The sequence below is a fragment of the Bacillota bacterium genome (genome assembly GCA_029961055.1).
In the GTDB taxonomy this organism is placed as follows: domain Bacteria; phylum Bacillota; class Sulfobacillia; order JAIMAT01; family JAIMAT01; genus JAIMAT01.
The window spans coordinates 118670-135313 of record JASBVM010000023.1; the positions used below are offsets into that span (position 1 = coordinate 118670).

Sequence of the window (16644 nt, forward strand, 5' to 3'; positions counted from 1 at the left end):
CACGGTATGCGCCGCCCCCCCGCCCGTAGCCCCCCGGCCGCGGTTCCGGCCGAGCCGGTGGCGCCGCTCAGGCGCGGCCCGCCGAACCGAAGAGGCGGATCTTCTCCTGGACCTTGGCCTGCATGGCCGCCCTGGCGGGGCCGAGGATCTTCCGCGGATCGATCTCGCCGGCGTGTTCCGGCAGCCAGCTCCGGAGCGTGGAGCTGAAGGACTGCCGGAGCTCGGTGTCGATGTTGATCTTCCGGACCCCCAGGCGGACCGCCTCCCGGATCTGGTCGTCGGGGACCCCGGACGAGCCGTGGAGCACCAGCGGCACCTTCACCTGCCGGTCGATGGCGGCCAGGCGCTGGAAATCCAGATGGGGCGCCTGGCGGTAGACGCCGTGGGCCGTGCCCACCGCCACCGCCAGGGCGTCGACGCCGGTCTCTTCCACGAAGGCGGCGGCCTGCGCGGGATCGGTGTAGAACGCCTCCTGCTCCGAGACGGAGACCAGGTCCTCGGTCCCCGAGATGGTGCCCAGCTCGCCCTCCACCGAGACGCCGACCGCGTGGGCGATCTCCACGATCCGCCGCGTGCCGGCCACGTTCTCGGCGTAGGGGTGCTTGGAGCCGTCGTACATGAGGCTGGTGTATCCCGCCCGCAGGCAGGAGATCTCCACCGCGAAGTCGGTGCCGTGGTCGAGGTGGAGCGCCACCGGCACCGAGGCTTCCTCCGCCGCCGTCCGGATCATGGCGGCCAGGAGGGAGAGCCCCGCGTACTGGAGCGCGCCCTGGCTGGTCTGCACGATCACCGGCGCCCTCTCGGCCTCGGCGGCCGCCAGGATCGCCTGGAGGATCTCGAGGTTGTTGCAGTTGAACGCGCCTACCGCGTAGCCGCCCGCATCCGCCGCCTGCAGAAGCTCACCGCTCGTCACCAGGGGCACAACCGACCCTCCCTGCTCCTGTCCGCCCTCTTTCCCCGGGCGTCGGCCAAGCGCTCAGCCCATCCGGAACTGGACGCCGAAGCCGCCGCGGGGGTAGAGCCACTCGATGTTGCCGTAGGGGCAGCCGATCCGGCAGGCGCCGCACTCCAGGCAGCCCTCGAAGGCGACCAGGGTCATCTTCCGTTCGTCATCCCAGTCGTATACCGCCGCCGGGCAGAAGACCATGCACGGCTTCTCCTCGCAGCTGCGGCAGACCTCCTGGTCCTTGATGATCAGGTGCGAGTCGTTGTCCGCCCGGAACCGGGTCCGGTAGAGCTTGGCCTCGATGTCCGAGCGGGTCGCCACCAGCTCTTCCTTGGTCATGCCAGAGCCCTCCATCCACGCACCAGGTCCATGCCGATCCGCCAGAGCGACCGCCGGCCGCGGATCTGGTCGAGAAGCCCGCGCACGTGCTCCGCCTTGGGCCGCAGGTCGACGGTGAAGAGCTGCCGCGCCACGCCGTTGGCCAGGCGGGGATAGAAGTCGAAGTACTGCCGGTTGTCCGCGAAGAAGGTGCCGACCCGGCTGAACTGCTTCAGGTCGCGGAAGACGAAGGAGTCCTCCAGGCGGTCCCGGTAACGGGAGAGCGTCCTCTCCGTGAAGTCGCCCTTCTCGAGCGCCTCCAGCATCGTCTCCCCGGCCAGCTTCCCCGAGACCATGGCCAGGTCGGTCCCCTCCATGGTGACCGCGTTGACCATGGCGGCCGAGTCGCCCGCCACCAGGACGCCGTTTCCGTAGAGCCTGGGCATGGCGCGGTAGCCGCCCTCCGGGATCAGGTGCGCGCTGTATTCGCGCATCTCTCCGCCCTTGAGGAGCGGAGCGACCGAGGGGTGCGCCTTGATCCGCTCCAGAAGGCGGTTGGGGTTCTCGCCCTGCTCCCGCAGGTGGGAGAGCAGGACGGCGGTGCCGATGGAGACCGTGTCGCTGTTGGTGTACAGGAAGGCGGAGCCCATCAGGCCGGCCGTCGCCTCCCCGCCCAGCATCTCGACCGCGGTCCCCTCCCCCTCGGTCAGGCCGAAGCGCTCCTCGATGGCGCCCTTGGGGAGCTGGATCACTTCCTTGACGCCCAGGACCACCTCGTCCGCGCGCCAGTCGCGGCCCAGGCCGGCCTTCTCCACCAGGAGCGCGTTGACACCCTGGGCGATCAGCACCAGCGGCGCCTCCACCTCGCCCTCCGGCCGGGAGGTGACGACGCCGCGGATGGTCCGCCCGTCGCGCAGCAGGTCGACCACCGTGGTCTGCGTGATCACCTGCGCCCCCGCCTTCTCCACCTTGCCCGCGAACCAGGCGTCGAACTTGGCCCGCATCACCGACCAGGCGTTCGGCTTCTCCCGCCAGGCGGCGTCCTCGTAGGCGATCTTGAGCGCGGATCGCTCGTCCAGGAACCAGTACTCGTGGTGACCGATGCGCCGCTCGAGCGGGGCCTCGGAGGCGAAGCCGGGGACCACCCAGTCGGTCGGCTCGTGGTAGATGACGCCGCCGAACATGTTCTTGGCGCCGGCGTAGTCGCCGCGCTCGATCACCGCCACCTTCACCCCGGCCTGCGCCAGCACCAGGGCGGCCGAGAGGCCGGCGGGTCCGCCACCCACGATCACGGCGTCGAAACGAATCGCCATCGATTACCCTCCTACGGTCTCGAGTACCGCCCGGCGTCCGCGCTGCCGCACCGCCTGCGTGAGCGCAGGGACCACCTTGAAGAGGTCGCCCACGATGCCCACGTGCGCCACCTGGAAGATGGGGGCGTGGGGATCGGAGTTGATCGCCACGATGGTGCCGGACTGCATCATGCCGACGACGTGCTGGACCGCCCCCGAGATGCCCACCGCGACGTAGAGCTTGGGCCGCACGGTGATGCCGGTCTGCCCGACCTGGCGAGCCTTGGGAAGCCAGCCCGCGTCGCAGATGGGGCGCGAGCCCGCCACCTCGCCGCCCAGCGCCTCGGCCAGCTCCTCCACCAGGTAGAGGTTGGCCTTGGAGCCGATCCCGCGGCCGGCGGCGACGATCACGTCGGCCTCGTCCAGGATCCGGCTCTCGTTGCTCTCCTCCACCACCTTCAGCACCCGGGTGGGCGCGTCGGCCGCCACGTCGCCCACCTCCAGGCGGATCACCTCACCGTGCCGGCTGGGGTCGGGCTCCGGGCGCGGCATCACCTTCGGCCGAACGGTTGCCATCTGCGGCCGCCAGTTCGCGCTGGTGATGGTCGCCAGCTGCTGCCCGCCGAAGGTGGGGCGGGTGGCCAGGAGCATCCGCTTCTGGACGTCCATCTCCAGCTGCGTGGTGTCGGCGGTCAACCCGCAGGCCAGGTCGGTGGCGACGGTGCTGGCCAGGTCCCTCCCCTGCGTGGTGGCGGGGAGGAGGAAGATCTCCGGCTTCCTCTCCAGGACCAGCTGGACCACCAGGCGCCCGTAGACCTCGGTGCGGAACTCGGCCAGCTCCGGGTGCTCGGCGACGAAGACCCTGTCGGCGCCGCAGGCGACCGCCTCGTCCGCATACCGCCCCACCCCGTCGCCGATCAGGACGGCCGCGACGTAGGTGTCGATGGCGTCGGCCAGGCGGCGCGCCGCCCCGATCAGCTCCCAGGTGACGGGACTCACCTGGCCGCGCCGCTGCTCGGCGTAAACCCAGATGCCCCGCCACTCGTCGATGTTGACGTTCTTGGGCATCGCCTCACGCCTCCTTCGCGCCGACCGGCTCGAAGCCCGGGATGCGGTGCTCTGCGATCAGGAAGTCGACCAGGGAGGCGGCCGCCTCCGCCGGCTCGCCCTCGAAGAGCCGGCACGTGTCGGTGCGCGGCTCGGGCACGAAGCTCTTGGAGACGATGGTCGGCGACCCCTTGAGGCCGCACTGCTCCGGGTCGGCGCCGACGTCGTCCACCGACCAGGCGGTCACCTGCGCCTGCTGGGCGGCCAGGAGCGCGGGCAGCGAGGCGTAGCGGACCTGGTTCAGGTCGGCCGAGCAGGTGAGGACCGCCGGCAGGCGCGACTCCAGGGTGACGACGGCGCCCTCGATGTGCCGCTGGACCACGATCCGCTTCGCCTCGAAGTCGACCTCCTCGATGGCGGTGACGTAGCTGAGGAGCGGGACCCGGAGGCGGCGGGCCAGGCCGGGCCCCACCTGGCCGGTGTCGCCGTCCAGGGCGTAGCGCCCCGTCAGGACCACGTCGACGGGGCCGCGCTCCTTCTCGATCTTCTGGATGGCCGACCAGAGCGCGTAGGTGGTGGCGAAGGTGTCGGCGGCGGCGAAGCGGCGGTCGGTGAGGAGCACGCCCTCGTCGGCGCCCAGCGCCAGGCACTCGCGCAGCGCCGAGGCGGCGAAGTTCGGCCCCATGGTCAGCACCGTGACGCGGCCGCCGAAGCGGTCGCGGAACTCCAGCGCCGCTTCGAGGGCGTGGAGGTCCTCGGGGTTGACGATGTTGGGCACACCTCGCCGGTCGAGCGTCCCCGTCTTGGGGTCGATGCGGACCTCGGTCGTGTCGGGAACCTGCTTGATGCAGACCACGGCGTGCATGTGAATCCCTTCACTTTCTCGCTCGCAAGACGAGCAGAATTCTGATACTGTGCTCAGTCTAAACCCGTTGAAGCGCGTCGTCATCTGGAGACCGGATGACAACATCCTCCGGACCGTAGCCCGGATGGGCGAATCACCTCGCTCCGCCCTAGCCTGGCCGAGCAGCGCGACCGGGTCGGGCCCGCTCGGGGCGGGTCGTCACGTCAGATGCGGCGCACCAGCCGCGGGTTGGGTGTGACGCCCGGGATGCGACCGCGCTTCGCCACCGGTTTGCCGTCCACCTCCTTGATGTCCATGGTCATGTCCAGGGGGGGTGCGCCGGCGATGAAGGCGCCGACCCCGAAGCCGTCGGCGCCGGCCTCGGCCAGGGCGCGGACGCGCTCCTCGGTCAGGCCGCCGGAGACGAAGATGCCCACGTGCCGGAAGCCCTCCTGGTCGAGGCGGGCGCGGAGCTCGCGGACCAGGTCGGGCGTCACGCTGCCCCGCTCCGCGGGGGTGTCCAGCCGCACCGCGTGCAGCCGCTCGCCCAGGGCGCGGGCGACGCGGAGCGCTTCCTCGGTCTCGTCGTGGAAGGTGTCGACCAGGATGGTGCGCGCTTCGCCGGCCGGCATCAGCAGGTCGTAGGCCTCGGCGACGCGGAGCGTGTCGCCGGCGATCAGGACGGCGGCGTGCGGGATGGTGCCCATCGGCTGCCGGCCCGCCAGGCGGGCGGCCAGGATGCAGCTGACGCCGTCGGCGCCGCCGACCAGAGCGGCCCGCTCCATGACGGGCGCCACGGCGGGGTGGACGTGGCGGGCACCGAAGCAGATGACGGGCTTCGAGCCGGCCGCTTCCTTGATGCGGCGGGCGGCCGTCGCCCAGCCGCTGGAGGAGGCGAGGATGCCGAGAAGCGCGGTCTCGTAGATGCCGAAGGCGCTGTAAGGACCGCGGATGCGCATCACCACCTCCCTGGCGGCCACCTCCTCGCCCTCGGGCGCCGCCTCGACGCGGAGGCCGGGCACCTGGCGCAGGAGCTGGAGCGCCTCCTCCACGCCGGCCAGGACGCCGGCGCGGTTGGCGAAGATCTCGGCGGCCACGGGGGTGTCGGCGCGGCCGAGCGATTCCAGGATCATCTGGGTCTTGACGAAATAGACGTCGGAGGTGGCGCCGGCCACGATCTCGGCGTGCTCGGCCGAGTAGAGCCTCGCCTCGCCCGGCGCCAGGCGTTCGACATCCCCCAGAGTGCGCAGCCTGGCTGGGTTAGCCTCGTTCATGGATCTCCTCCTCTCGGCGCTCCGGGACGCCGAGCTCGTTCAGCTCGCGCGCTGTCAGGGGTCGCCACCGGCCGGGCGGCAGATCGCCAAGCCGGACCGGGCCCTCCGCGACGCGGACCAGCCGGAGGACCGGGTGACCGACGGCGGCGAGCATCCGCCGGACCTCGCGCTTCCGTCCCTCCCCCACCTCGATCTCGATCAGCGAGCGGTCCGCTTCCTCGCGCAGGAGGCGGACGGCGAGGGCGCGGGCCGGGCCGTCGGAGAGACGGACGCCCCGGCGGAGGCGGGCGAGCGCCTCCGGGCCGGGTCGGCCGGCGACCTCGGCGTGGTAGCGCTTCCGGACGCCGAAGCGCGGGTGCATCATGCGGTGGGCCAACGCGCCGTCGTTGGTCAGGATCAGGAGCCCGCTCGAGTCGAGGTCGAGGCGGCCCACCGGGTAGAGCCGGGCGGGCAGACCGCGCAGGAGGTCACCGACGCACGGCCGCCCCTGCGGGTCGTACAGGGTGGTCAGGACGCCCTCGGGCTTGTGGAAGGCGTAGTAGTAGAGCCGGACCGGCCTGAGAGGCTGCCCGTCCACGCGGATCTCGTCCCGTGCGGGATCGACCTTCTGGCCGATGGCGGCGACGAGGCCGTTGACCGTCACCCTCCCGCCGGCGATCAGCCGTTCGGCCTTCCGCCGGGAGGTGACGGAGGCGCGCGAGAGCACCTTCTGCAAGCGCTCGTAGGCCAAGGTCTACCCGGTGACCTCCACCAGCAGCTCGATCTCCACCGCCGCGTCCAGGGGCAGGTCGCTCACCCCCACGGCCGTCCGCGCGTGCGCCCCCGCCTCCCCGAAGAGCCGGCCCAGCAGCTCGGAGGCGCCGTTGACCACCCGGGGCTGGTCGTGGAAGCCCGGGGCGCTGTTGACGTACCCGGTGACGCGGACGACGCGGCGGACGGCCTCGGCGCCGCCCGCCGCCTGCGCGGCCGCGGCCAGGGCGTTGAGCGCCGCCACGCGGGCGGCCTCGTAACCTTCCTCGACGGAGAGCTCAGCGCCTAGCTTGCCGCGGTAGCGGAGCTCGCCCTCCACCATGGGCAGCTGCCCGCTGGTCCAGACCCACGCCCCCGACCGGACGGCCGGGACGTAGGCGGCCACGGGCTTGGGGACCGGGGGAAGCTCGAGGCCCAGCTCCCTCAGCCTCTCGGTCCAGGCCACGTCTCCACCTCGCTTTCAACACGCGCTCTGGAAGATCAGGGGCATTCTAGCATGCCGTGGTGGGCCGCGGCGGCGGGGGCCGGCGGTGTCAGGATGCGCCCCGGTTTTCACGATGCGGTGAGGCGGATCCCATGCCTCGCCGGGTAGCTTGCAGAGGTGCACGGAAAGCGTCGATCGGAGCCGATGCCATCGCGGATGATGCTGCGATGGCGGGCTTCGAGGCTCCGATTCGGGTCGGCGGAAAGCGATCCGCGCAACGCAGAGGCTTGACGGTCCGGCCCCGCCTTGAAGGTGCCGGCGGTATTCCGCGCGGCGGAAACAGCCCGTCCGCGCGCGGGCCCCGGACGCGGAGCGGGGGCGAGGCGGCCGGCTCAGGCCCCGCCGAAAAGCCACTTGACGGTCAGCGCCGCCGCCAGGAAGCCGACCCCGTCGGCGATCAGCCCCGCGGCCAGCGCGTGGCGGCTGCGGGTGACGCCCACCGAGCCGAAGTAGAGGCTGAGGATGTAGAAGGTCGTGTCCGTGCTGCCGGTGATGACCGAGGCGAGGCGGCCGACGAAGGAGTCCGGGCCCCAGCGGTGGAGGAGCTCCGTGGTCAGGGCGAGGGCGCCGTTGCCGGAGAGCGGCCGGATGATCATCAGCGGCAGGATCTCGGGCGGGATGCCCAGCGGGCGGAGAACGGGCTGGAGGTAGTGGGTGGTCAGCTCGAGCGCGCCGGAGGCGCGGAAGATGCCGATGGCGACGAAGATCGAGACGATGTAGGGCAGGACGCGGATGGCCAGGCTGAGGCCCTCCCGCGCGCCGTCGATGAAGGCGTTGTAGATGTCGACGCCGCGCAGGTAGCCGTGGAGCGGGATGGCGGCCAGGAGCAGCGGCACCGTCCAGCGCGCCAGCAGGTCGAGGGCGTTCATGGCCGGGGGAGCACCCGCCGCCGGTCGGCCGAGCGGAGCAGGGCGTCGGCGGCCAGCCCGGCCAGGGTGGCGGCCAGGGAGACGATCAGGGTGGCGCCGACGATCTCCGCCGGATTCTTGGAGCCGGCCTGGGCGCGGAGCCCGATCATCATCGCCGGGACCAGCGAGAGGCCGCCGGTGTTGAGCACCAGGAAGGTGATCATGGCGTCGGTGGCGGTGCCCTTCTCGGGGTTGAGCGTGTCCAGCTCCTTCATGGCGCGCAGGCCGAAGGGGGTGGCGGCCGAACCGAGGCCGAGCAGGTTGGCGCCGATGTTCATCATCATGGCGCCCATGGCCGGGTGGTCGGGGGGCACGCCGGGGAAGAGCGGGCGGAGCAGCGGGCGCATCGCCCGGGCCAGCGCCTCGATCAGCCCCGAACGCTCGGCGATGCGGGAGAGGCCGAGCCAGAGGACCATCACCCCCGCCAGGGCGATGGCGGTCTCGACCGCGCCGGAGGCGGAGGTCATGGCCGCGTCGGTGACCACGTCCACCTGGCCCCGGAGCGCCGCCACCGCCACGCCGGAGACGATCAGCAGAAGCCAGACGAGGTTGAGCACGGTCGCCGCCCCCCGTCCCGACGTCTATGTCGCCGGCGGGGCTTCCTAGACCGGGGCGGGGGCCGGGGCGGCCGGCCTGGCGGGTCGACTCGGCCGGCCGGCTGGGGCGGTCAGCGGGCGGCCTCCTCCAGCTCCCGGGCGATGGCCACGCCGTGGCTGGTGCCGAAGCGGTCGGCGCCGGCCTCGCGCAGGAGGAGCAGGTCGGCCAGCGTGCGGATGCCGCCGGCCGCCTTGACACCCAGCCGGCCGCCCACCCGGGCGCGCATGCGCCGGACGGCCTCGGGCGTGGCGCCGCCCGGGCCGAAGCCGGTGGAGGTCTTGACAAAGCGGGCGCCGGCGCGGGCGGCCAGGTCGCAGCCGCGGTCCACTTCCTCGTCGCTCAGCGCGCCCGTCTCCAGGATGCACTTGACGGGGACGCCCGCCGCCACCACGGCGCGGATCTCCTCCTCCACCAGGTCGTCCAGGCCGGCGCGCAGCGCGCCGAAGGCGATCACCATGTCCAGCTCGTCCGCCCCGTCGGCCACGGCGCGGCGGGCCTCGGCCGCCTTCACCTCGGCGGTCTGGGCGCCGTGGGGAAAGCCGACCACCGAGGCGACGCGGACGCCCGTGCCGCGCAGGCGCCGCGCGGCGCGGGCCACCCAGAGCGGCTGGACGCAGACGGCGCCGAAGCGGTGCGCCAGCGCCTCGTCGCAGAGCCGGTCGATCTCGGCCGGTCCGCCTTCCGGCCGGAGGAAGGTGTGGTCGATGCTGCGGAGGATCGCTTCCTTCTCCTGCGGCGAGAGGTGCAGATCGTCGGACACGAAAGGGCCCCTTTCCCGCTTGGCTGGATCACGCTGGGCCATCCCCCGGCGCCAGGGGGAGCGGCACCCGGGCCTGCCAGAAGCCGGTCCAGGCGCGGCCCCCGCCGGCCTCCACCAGGGAGGGGACGGTAGGCAGCGTGTAGCGCGTGGTATCCGGGGAGGTCTGCGCCGCGAGGCGGGCGACTTCCTCCCAGGTGAGGGGGAAGGAGACCGGGGCGCCGGGGCGGGGCCGGGGCGAGAAGACCGCCGCCATGGTCCTTCCCGGGCCGTTCTGGAGGAAGTCGACGTAGATGCGCGGACCGCGCCGCGCCACCGCGCGCTCCAGGGTGACCCGTCCCGGCCAGCGGCGGAGCGCCAGCTCGCCCAGGGAGCGGACGAAGCGCTGCACCTCGCGCTCGTCGTGGCGCGGCTCGAGGGGGACGAAGAGGTGGAGGCCGCGCCCGCCGGAGAGCTTGGGAAAGGCGGGCAGCCCGAGCGCCCCGAGGAGCGGGCGCAGGTCGAGCGCCAGCTCCAGCGCCTCCCGGAGTGCCAGCGGCGGCTGCGGATCCAGGTCGATCACCGCCCAGTCGGGGCGATGGGGGTGATCGACGGGGGCGTTCCAGGGGTGGAACTCGATGGCCGCCTGGCTGCCCAGCCAGAGGAGCGTGGGCAGGTCGTCGCAGACCACGTAGCGGATGGACCGCCGCCCGGTCAGCGTCACGGTCCGCACCCAGGGCGGCGTCCCCTCCGGCCGGTCCTTCTGGTAGAAGCCGGGCGCCTCGACGCCGTCGGGGTAGCGGGTGACCACCAGCGGGCGGCCGCGAAGCCAGGGGAGCATGAGCGGCCCCACCCGGGCCAGGTAGGCCAGGTAGGCGCGCTTGCTGACGGGCGGCTGGCGCCAGAGGAGGCGGTCGGGATGGGTGACGCGGAGCTCCCTTCCTCCGGCGTCGAGCAGGAGCGGCCCGGCGGAGGGGGCGGAGCGCGCCATACCCCCTTCCGTCTCCCCTGCCCGCTCCTTCTCCCGTCCCCGGTCTCGGTGGGGCGCATCGTCCTCTCCTCCCGGGCCGCCGCTAGGCCAGCCGGCAGCTCTCCGGCGGCCGCGTGCTGAAGCCTGCCAGGACGGGTGCCCGGAGGTGGAGCTCCGGCGTCCACTCGGCGAAGCGGACGCGGACCACCAGCTCCGGCTCGGTCCAGCGGCAGTCCGGGCAGCGCGGCGGGTCGCGGAAGGGCGGCTCGGGCCGCCGGCGGGACTCGAGCCAGGGGAGGAGGCGTTCGGAGACGCGCCGGTCGATGCCCGAGCCGACCGAGCCGACGAAACGGAGGGCGCCCTCCTCGTCCAGGGCGCCCAGGAGGAGGGAGCGGAGCTCCCCCGCCGCGGCGCGGTAGCCGCCCACCACCGCCTCGGTCACCCGCCGCCGCTTCACCTTCTCCCAGGCGCCGCGCGCCTTGCCGCCGCGGTAGGGGGCGTCGGGCCGCTTCAGCACCACGCCCTCCCACCCCGCCCTCTCCACCGCGCGCCATAGCGCCTCCACCCGCCGGTGCGCCGGCGCCAGGAGCACGTGGAGGCCGGCCGGCCACCGCCTCGCCTCGGGGGCGAACCCCGGGGAGAGCTCCTCCCCCGCCTCGGGAAACCAGACCCGGCCCGCCAGGCGCCGCTCCAGCTCGCCGCGGCGGAGCTCCCAGGGGAGGGGGCGCAGGTCCCGGCCGCCGGCGTAGATCAGGTCGAAGACGGCGTAGACCAGCTCGCCGGCCTGGTCGGGCGCCGGCAGCCCCCGGCGACCCAGCCGCCTGAGGACGGCGGGGAAGGAGGGGCGCCCCTGGCGGAGCGCCACCAGCTCGCCGTCCAGGAGGAGCTCCCCCCGGTCCGAGAGCTCCCCCAGCGCGGCCAGCTCGGGCCAGCCGCCGGCGAGCGGCCGCAGATGCCGGCTCCGGAAGTGGCAGCGCCCCCGGCTGCACCAGGCCAGAAGGCGGATGCCGTCCCACTTCGCCTCGGCCACCCAGCCCGGCCGGGGGGCGAGCTCCGGGACCAGGACCGGCTCCATGGGAAGGAAGCCCGGCGGCGCCCACCACCCGTCCCGCTCCACGCCGCCGGCCGTGGCCTCCATCAGCGCACGCCGGCCGGCTCGGCCGCCCGACCGTCCCGCCGGCTCTCGGCCGCGCGCAGGCTCTCCTCCAGCGCCCGGGTCAGCTCCTCCACGCCCGTGGGCCGCTCCGGCGCGGGCGCCCGGAGCGGCTCGCCCTGCGCCTTCCGGGCGATCAGCGCCTCCAGCGCCTCGCGGCTCCGGTCGTGGTAGCGGCCCGGGTCGAAGGGGGCGGAGAGCATCTCCACCAGGCGGAGCGCCATCTCCCGCTCCCGGGGATCCACCTCCACCTCGCCGGGGATGGCCAGCTCGGCGGGCGAGCGGACCTCGTCGGGGTAGAGGAGCGTCTGGAGAGCCAGCGTCCGCCCGTCCGCCGCCACCCGCAGGAGCGCCAGGCGCTCCTTCTCCCGGAGGCCGAGGCGCGCCACGCCCGCCCGCCCGCTCCGGCGGAGCGCCTCGCGCAGGAGCGCGTACGCCTTGGCGCCGCCGTCGGGCTCCAGGTAGTAGCCGCGGAGGAAGGCGACGGGGTCGACCGCGCCCGCCTCCACGAAGTCCAGGAGCTCGACGGTGTGGCGCGTCGGCAGCGGCAGTCCCTCCAGGTCCTCGTCGGTCACCTCGACGAACCGGCCGGGCGCCACCTCGTAGGCGCGGGCCAGCTCCTCGGGCGGCACCTCGACGCCGCAGGTGGGGCAGGTCTTCCTGTAACGGACGGGGGTCGAACAGGGCCGGTGGAGCTGGCGGAAGCGGATCGACCGCTCCTCCACCGCCGCGTAGAGGCGGACGGGGATGTTGACCAGGCCGAAGGCGAGGGTCCCCTTCCAGATGCTGCGCACGTCGCTCACCCGGGCGGGCCGGCGCCCTCCTCGCCCGCCCGGGCACAGCTTGGCCTACCCGGCCGCCTCGCCATTCGCGGCCGGGAGCGGTCCACCGTCGCCCCGGGTGCCGGCGCGGGCGGCGGGCAGCTCCAGCTGCCGGCGCCCGGCCGCGCCGTCCCCCTCCAGCGCGGCCCGCAGGTCCTCCGGGCGCTCCAGCCCGAAGTGCTCCAGGAAGCGCCGCGTGGTGCCGTAGAGGATGGGGCGCCCGGGTGCCTCCTTCCGCCCCACCTCCTCGATCAGTCCGGCGTCGAGGAGGGTGCGGAGGGCGTGCTCGGAGTGGACGCCGCGCAGCTCCTCCACCTGGGCGCGGGTGACCGGCTGGCGGAAGGCGACGATGGCCAGCGTCTCCAGGGCCGAGCGCGAGAGGCTGGGCGGGTCGGCGTCGAGCACCGCCCGGACCGGGCCGGCCAGGGCCGGGCGCGTGACCAGGCGCCAGCCGCCGGCCACGCGCTCCAGCTGGATGCCGTGCCCCGCCAGCGCCTCCTCCAGCTCCTGCAGCGCCGCCTCCACGGCGGCGGCGCCGACCCCGGTCGCCCGCGCCAGCTCCTCCAGGCTGACCGAGCGCGCCGCCGCGAAGAGCGCCGCCTCCAGCGCCTGCGCCAGCGGGTTCATGCCTCCGACGCCTGATCCGCTTCCCCGGCCGGGCGGTAGCGGATCAGGATCTCCTCCCCCGGCGCCTCCTGGACCGCCTCCAGCTGGCGGCGCTGGACCAGCTCCAGCAGCGCCAGGAAGGTGACCACCACCTGGCGGCGCTCGCGGCTCCGGAAGCAGGCCGAGAACGGGAAGGAGGCGAGCCGGCGTGCCAGCTCCAGCAGCCGCCTCGCCTCCTCGCGCACGGTGAGGCGGAGCGGCTCGAGATGGACCGGCGCCGCGGCGGCGCGCGTCCGGCTCGCCTCCTGCCAGACGGTCCGGAAGGCTTCCAGGAGGCGGTCGAGGGTGAGGCCGTCGAGCAGCTGGCCGGGATCGGGCGGAGCCAGCCGCTCCGGTGCCGCCCGGGCGACCAGGTCCCGGCGCTCCTCGGCCCAGGCGCGCAACCGCTCGGCGGCGTCGCGAAAGCTCCGGTAGCGGGCGACCTGTTCCACCAGGTCGGCGGGCGGCTCCTCCACCTCGGGCTCCGCTTCCTCGGGCGCCTCCGGCTCGGCGGCGGGGGCGTCGGGCAGGAGCGCCCGTGCCTTCAGCTCCAGGAGCCGCGAGGCGATGACGGCGAAGTCCGCCGCCTGGTCGGGATCGGGCTGCGGCTCCGCCTCGAGGTAGGCCAGGAACTGGTCGGTCACCGCCGCCAGCGAGACCTCCGTGATCTCCAGCTGGCGGCTCTCCAGAAGGCGGAGGAGCAGGTCGAGCGGCCCCTCGAACTGGTCAAGACGCAGTAGCGGCCCGGTCACCGTCGTCGGTCACCCGTCCCTCGATCCAGCCGGGCACGGCGTCCCGCGCCCAGAGCTCTTCCTCGGTCTCCGGGCGGAGCAGCCAGTCCGCGTGACCGTCCGGCCCCAGCGCCAGCACGCCGGGGCGGGGGAAGCGGTTGTAGTTGGAGGCCATGCTCACCTGGTAGGCGCCCGAGGCGGGCAAGGCGAGGACGTCTCCCGGCTCGAGCCCGGGCAGGCGCGCCTCCTGGACCAGGAAGTCGCCGCTCTCGCAGTACTTCCCCACCACCCGGACCCGCTCGCCGCCCTCCCGGTCGGCGGCGCCCGCCGCCACCACCGCGTAGCCGGCGCCGTAGAGGGCCGGCCGCGGGTTGTCGCCCATGCCGCCGTCCACCGCGACGTAGGCGGGCAGGCCGGGGACGCGCTTGATGCTCCCCACCCGGTAGAGGGCGACCATGCTGGGCGCCGCCAGGCTTCGCCCGGGCTCGCAGGTGAGCGCGATCCGGCCGAGCCCCCGCCGGGCCGCACCCTCCACCGCGTGGGCGCCGATCCGGGCCAGGGTCTCGGGCACGGGCGGCGCGCCCTGCCCGGGCAGGTAGGCGACGCCGAAGCCGCCGCCCACGTCCAGCCGCCGGATCCGGAAGCCGCTCCGCCGCTGGAGTTCCAGGGCGAGGTCCAGGAGCAGGTCCGTCTCTTCCAGGTAGGGTTGGATCTCCAGGATCTGCGAGCCGATGTGGGCGTGGAAGCCCTCCAGCTCGAGCCAGGGGTCGGAGGCCGCCTGGAGCGCCGCCTCCAACGCCTGCCCGCTGGCCAGGTCGAAGCCGAACTTGGAGTCCTGCTGGCCGGTGCGGACGTAGCTGTGCGTGTGCGCCTCGATGCCGGGGGCGACCCGGAGGAGGATGGTGGCGCGGCGCCCCTTCTGGCGCGCCAGGGCGGCCAGCCGGTCCAGCTCCCAGGCGTTGTCCACCACCACGTGGCCGACGCCGGTCTCCAGCGCCAGGGCCAGCTCGCGGTCGGACTTGTTGTTGCCGTGGAAGTAGATGCGCGCAGCGTCGAAGCCGCCCGCCAGGGCGGTGCGCAGCTCGCCGGAGGAGACCACGTCCAGCGCCAGCCCTTCCTGCTGCAGGATGTGGACCAGGCCGACCGAGAGAAAGGCTTTGGCCGCGTACGCCACCTCGCCGCGAAAGGGCGCCCAGGCGGCCCGGAAGGCGCGGCAGCGGCGGCGGAAGGTGCTCTCCTGGAAGACATAGAGCGGGGTCCCGTACCGGCGGGCGAGATCGACGGCGTCCCGGCCCTCGATCAGGAGGTGGCCGTCGGCGCCGACGTCCAGGTCGCCCCAGTCGGCCGGAAAGGGCAGACGCGCCATGAGGTTCGGGTCACTCCCGTCTCGCACGACCGTGGGTAGACGGCGCCATGCTAACACGGGTGCCGGGGACGGTCAATTTCGCTGCCCGGGAAGCCGCCGCCGGAGCCGGATCTGGGGCAGACGGCGCCCCGCCGGCTGCATCGCCGGCTGGCGGTCCGGATCGACCGGCTGGAGACGGGCGGGGCGCTGGCGGGTCCGCGGGGCCGGCAGGCGGAGCGCCACGTTCCGGAGGGAGGCCCAGTCCGGCGGCAGGTAGGGCCAGAGGTAGGGGACGCCGAAGCTGCGGCCCCTGAGGACCCATGCGAACTCCGCCAGCGCGCCGACCGCCAGGCCGTACCAGTCGCCGATCCAGACCAGGAGGATCAGGAAGATGCGCATCAGCCGGACGGAGTTGCCCAGCTCGGGACTGGGGATGGTGAAGGTGCCCACCGCCGCCACCGTGGCGTAGAGGATCACCTCCGCGGTGAAGAGCCCCACGGAGACGGCCAACTGGCCGACCAGGACGGCGCCGATGACGCCCAGCGAGGTGGAGAGGGCGTTGGGCGTGTGGATGAGCGCCAGGCGGATGAACTCCAGGCCCGTCTCGGCGATCAGGAACTGCGCCGCCAGCGGCAGCGACCCCGGCTTCTTCGGGCCGATCCAGTGCAGCCAGCCGGGCAGGTCGTGGACGTGGGTGGCCAGCAGGATCCAGACGGGGACCAGGCTCCAGGCCACGAGGAGTCCCAGGTAGCGGGCGAAACGGACGGCCATGCCCGGCACCGAGGTCTCGTGGAACTCCTCCGGGTGCTGCATCAGCTGCGGCAGCGTGGCCGGGAGGAGCATGGCCACCGGGGAGGTGTCCACCAGGATGGCGATCTGCCCCTCCAGGAGCTGGGCGGCGACCACGTCGGGGCGCTCGGTGTGGCGGACGAGGGGAAAGGGGAACCAGGCCTGCTCCCGGGCCTCCAGGAACTCCTCCACGCTCCGCTCGGCCATGGGCAGCGCGTCGATGCGGACGCCGTTCAAGCGCCGGCGCACCTGGTCGACCAGGTCGGGCTGGGTGATGTCCTTGATGTAGAGCATGGCCACCTGCGTCTGCGAACGGCGCCCCAGGAAGAAGGTCTCGATGCGCAGGTTCTTGTCCCTGAGCCGTCGCCGGACCAGCGCCGTGTTCTTGATGATGGTCTCGACGAAACCGTCCTTGGGCCCGCGCAGGACCTTCTCCAGGTCCGGCTCGGAGGGCTGGCGCGCCGGGTACCCGCGGACATCGATCAGGATCGCCTGCTCCAGGCCGTCGACGAAGAGGACGGCGCCGCCCGAGAGGATCTCCATCATCACCTGCGCCCAGCTCGACTCGGCCTGCGCCTCCATGAAGGGGATGTCCTCCCGGATCAACCGGTCCGCATCCAGCTTCCCGCCCTCGGGAGGCTTGGCCTGGAGGAGCTTGCGCACCGCCTGCTGGAGCGTCGGCTGGTCGACCAGGCCGTCGATGCCCACGATCAGCGCCTGCCGCCCCGCCACCTCCAGCTCTTCCTTGATGATGTCGAAGCTGCTCCCCAGCTCCCGGTCGAGGGTGCGGCGGACCGTGGCCAGGGAGGCCGGCACCTTCTCCAGGGCCCAGTCCTTCCCCCGGCCCGCCGTCTCGGTGCTCCCGGAATGGCCCCTCGGGGCCCCTTGACCCGTCTCGGTCACCTCCCCCGATCGCCGCATGGGGCAGTGACGCACCCTGCCGTCATCGCCTGCGGCATGGCGTCGCCCCGGAATCCGCCCTCCGCGACCCCTC

General features: G+C 73.6%; 18 protein-coding genes. All 18 read right to left on the bottom strand.

The features are described 5' to 3' along the window. Positions 1-67: 67 nt before the first annotated feature. The 18 genes from QJR14_07240 to QJR14_07325 all read right to left on the bottom strand — a co-directional run bounded on the left by QJR14_07240 (position 68) and on the right by QJR14_07325 (position 16553). A complete protein-coding gene (locus tag QJR14_07240) occupies positions 68-922 on the bottom strand; it encodes a class II fructose-1,6-bisphosphate aldolase (protein ID MDI3317392.1) in 855 nt (284 codons plus the stop codon). 54 nt (positions 923-976) lie between these two features. Then, positions 977-1285, bottom strand: coding sequence for a 4Fe-4S dicluster domain-containing protein (locus tag QJR14_07245; GenBank protein MDI3317393.1), 309 nt, complete (start codon positions 1283-1285; stop codon positions 977-979). Then, positions 1282-2577, bottom strand: a complete 1296-nt coding sequence (locus QJR14_07250; protein ID MDI3317394.1) for an FAD-dependent oxidoreductase — start codon at positions 2575-2577, stop codon at positions 1282-1284. The genes QJR14_07245 and QJR14_07250 overlap by 4 nt, the downstream gene beginning before the upstream one ends. Before the next feature lie 3 nt (positions 2578-2580). Continuing rightward, on the bottom strand, positions 2581-3624 hold the full coding sequence (locus QJR14_07255) for an electron transfer flavoprotein subunit alpha/FixB family protein (protein ID MDI3317395.1): 1044 nt from the start codon (positions 3622-3624) through the stop codon (positions 2581-2583). 4 nt (positions 3625-3628) lie between these two features. Continuing rightward, positions 3629-4468, bottom strand: a complete 840-nt coding sequence (locus QJR14_07260) for an electron transfer flavoprotein subunit beta/FixA family protein (protein ID MDI3317396.1) — start codon at positions 4466-4468, stop codon at positions 3629-3631. Positions 4469-4671: 203 nt separating this feature from the next. Further along, on the bottom strand, positions 4672-5721 hold the full coding sequence (locus QJR14_07265; protein ID MDI3317397.1) for a nicotinate phosphoribosyltransferase: 1050 nt from the start codon (positions 5719-5721) through the stop codon (positions 4672-4674). Continuing rightward, on the bottom strand, positions 5708-6451 hold the full coding sequence (locus QJR14_07270; GenBank protein MDI3317398.1) for a pseudouridine synthase: 744 nt from the start codon (positions 6449-6451) through the stop codon (positions 5708-5710). The genes QJR14_07265 and QJR14_07270 overlap by 14 nt, the downstream gene beginning before the upstream one ends. 3 nt (positions 6452-6454) lie before the next feature. Next, a complete protein-coding gene (locus tag QJR14_07275; GenBank protein ID MDI3317399.1) occupies positions 6455-6916 on the bottom strand; it encodes a RidA family protein in 462 nt (153 codons plus the stop codon). Positions 6917-7287: 371 nt separating this feature from the next. Beyond that, positions 7288-7824 (bottom strand): nucleoside recognition domain-containing protein, encoded by a 537-nt coding sequence (locus QJR14_07280; GenBank protein ID MDI3317400.1) that lies wholly within the window; start codon positions 7822-7824, stop codon positions 7288-7290. Then, complete coding sequence (locus tag QJR14_07285; protein ID MDI3317401.1) at positions 7821-8420, bottom strand: nucleoside recognition domain-containing protein; 600 nt, start codon at positions 8418-8420, stop codon at positions 7821-7823. Before QJR14_07285 ends, QJR14_07280 begins: the two co-directional genes overlap by 4 nt. A gap of 110 nt (positions 8421-8530) precedes the next feature. After that, positions 8531-9220, bottom strand: coding sequence for a deoxyribose-phosphate aldolase (deoC, locus tag QJR14_07290; GenBank protein MDI3317402.1), 690 nt, complete (start codon positions 9218-9220; stop codon positions 8531-8533). Positions 9221-9248: 28 nt separating this feature from the next. After that, positions 9249-10187, bottom strand: coding sequence for a non-homologous end-joining DNA ligase (gene ligD, locus QJR14_07295; protein MDI3317403.1), 939 nt, complete (start codon positions 10185-10187; stop codon positions 9249-9251). Positions 10188-10269: 82 nt separating this feature from the next. Then, positions 10270-11304, bottom strand: coding sequence for a hypothetical protein (locus QJR14_07300; GenBank protein MDI3317404.1), 1035 nt, complete (start codon positions 11302-11304; stop codon positions 10270-10272). After that, on the bottom strand, positions 11304-12122 hold the full coding sequence (locus QJR14_07305) for a Ku protein (GenBank protein MDI3317405.1): 819 nt from the start codon (positions 12120-12122) through the stop codon (positions 11304-11306). Before QJR14_07305 ends, QJR14_07300 begins: the two co-directional genes overlap by 1 nt. 45 nt (positions 12123-12167) lie before the next feature. Next, positions 12168-12767, bottom strand: a complete 600-nt coding sequence (gene scpB, locus QJR14_07310) for an SMC-Scp complex subunit ScpB (GenBank protein ID MDI3317406.1) — start codon at positions 12765-12767, stop codon at positions 12168-12170. Next, positions 12764-13537: a ScpA family protein gene (locus tag QJR14_07315; GenBank protein ID MDI3317407.1), complete on the bottom strand. Its 774-nt coding sequence runs from the start codon at positions 13535-13537 to the stop codon at positions 12764-12766. Before QJR14_07315 ends, scpB begins: the two co-directional genes overlap by 4 nt. After that, positions 13512-14882, bottom strand: coding sequence for a diaminopimelate decarboxylase (lysA, locus tag QJR14_07320; GenBank protein MDI3317408.1), 1371 nt, complete (start codon positions 14880-14882; stop codon positions 13512-13514). Before lysA ends, QJR14_07315 begins: the two co-directional genes overlap by 26 nt. A gap of 72 nt (positions 14883-14954) precedes the next feature. Next, on the bottom strand, positions 14955-16553 hold the full coding sequence (locus QJR14_07325; GenBank protein ID MDI3317409.1) for a spore germination protein: 1599 nt from the start codon (positions 16551-16553) through the stop codon (positions 14955-14957). Positions 16554-16644 lie beyond the last annotated feature (91 nt).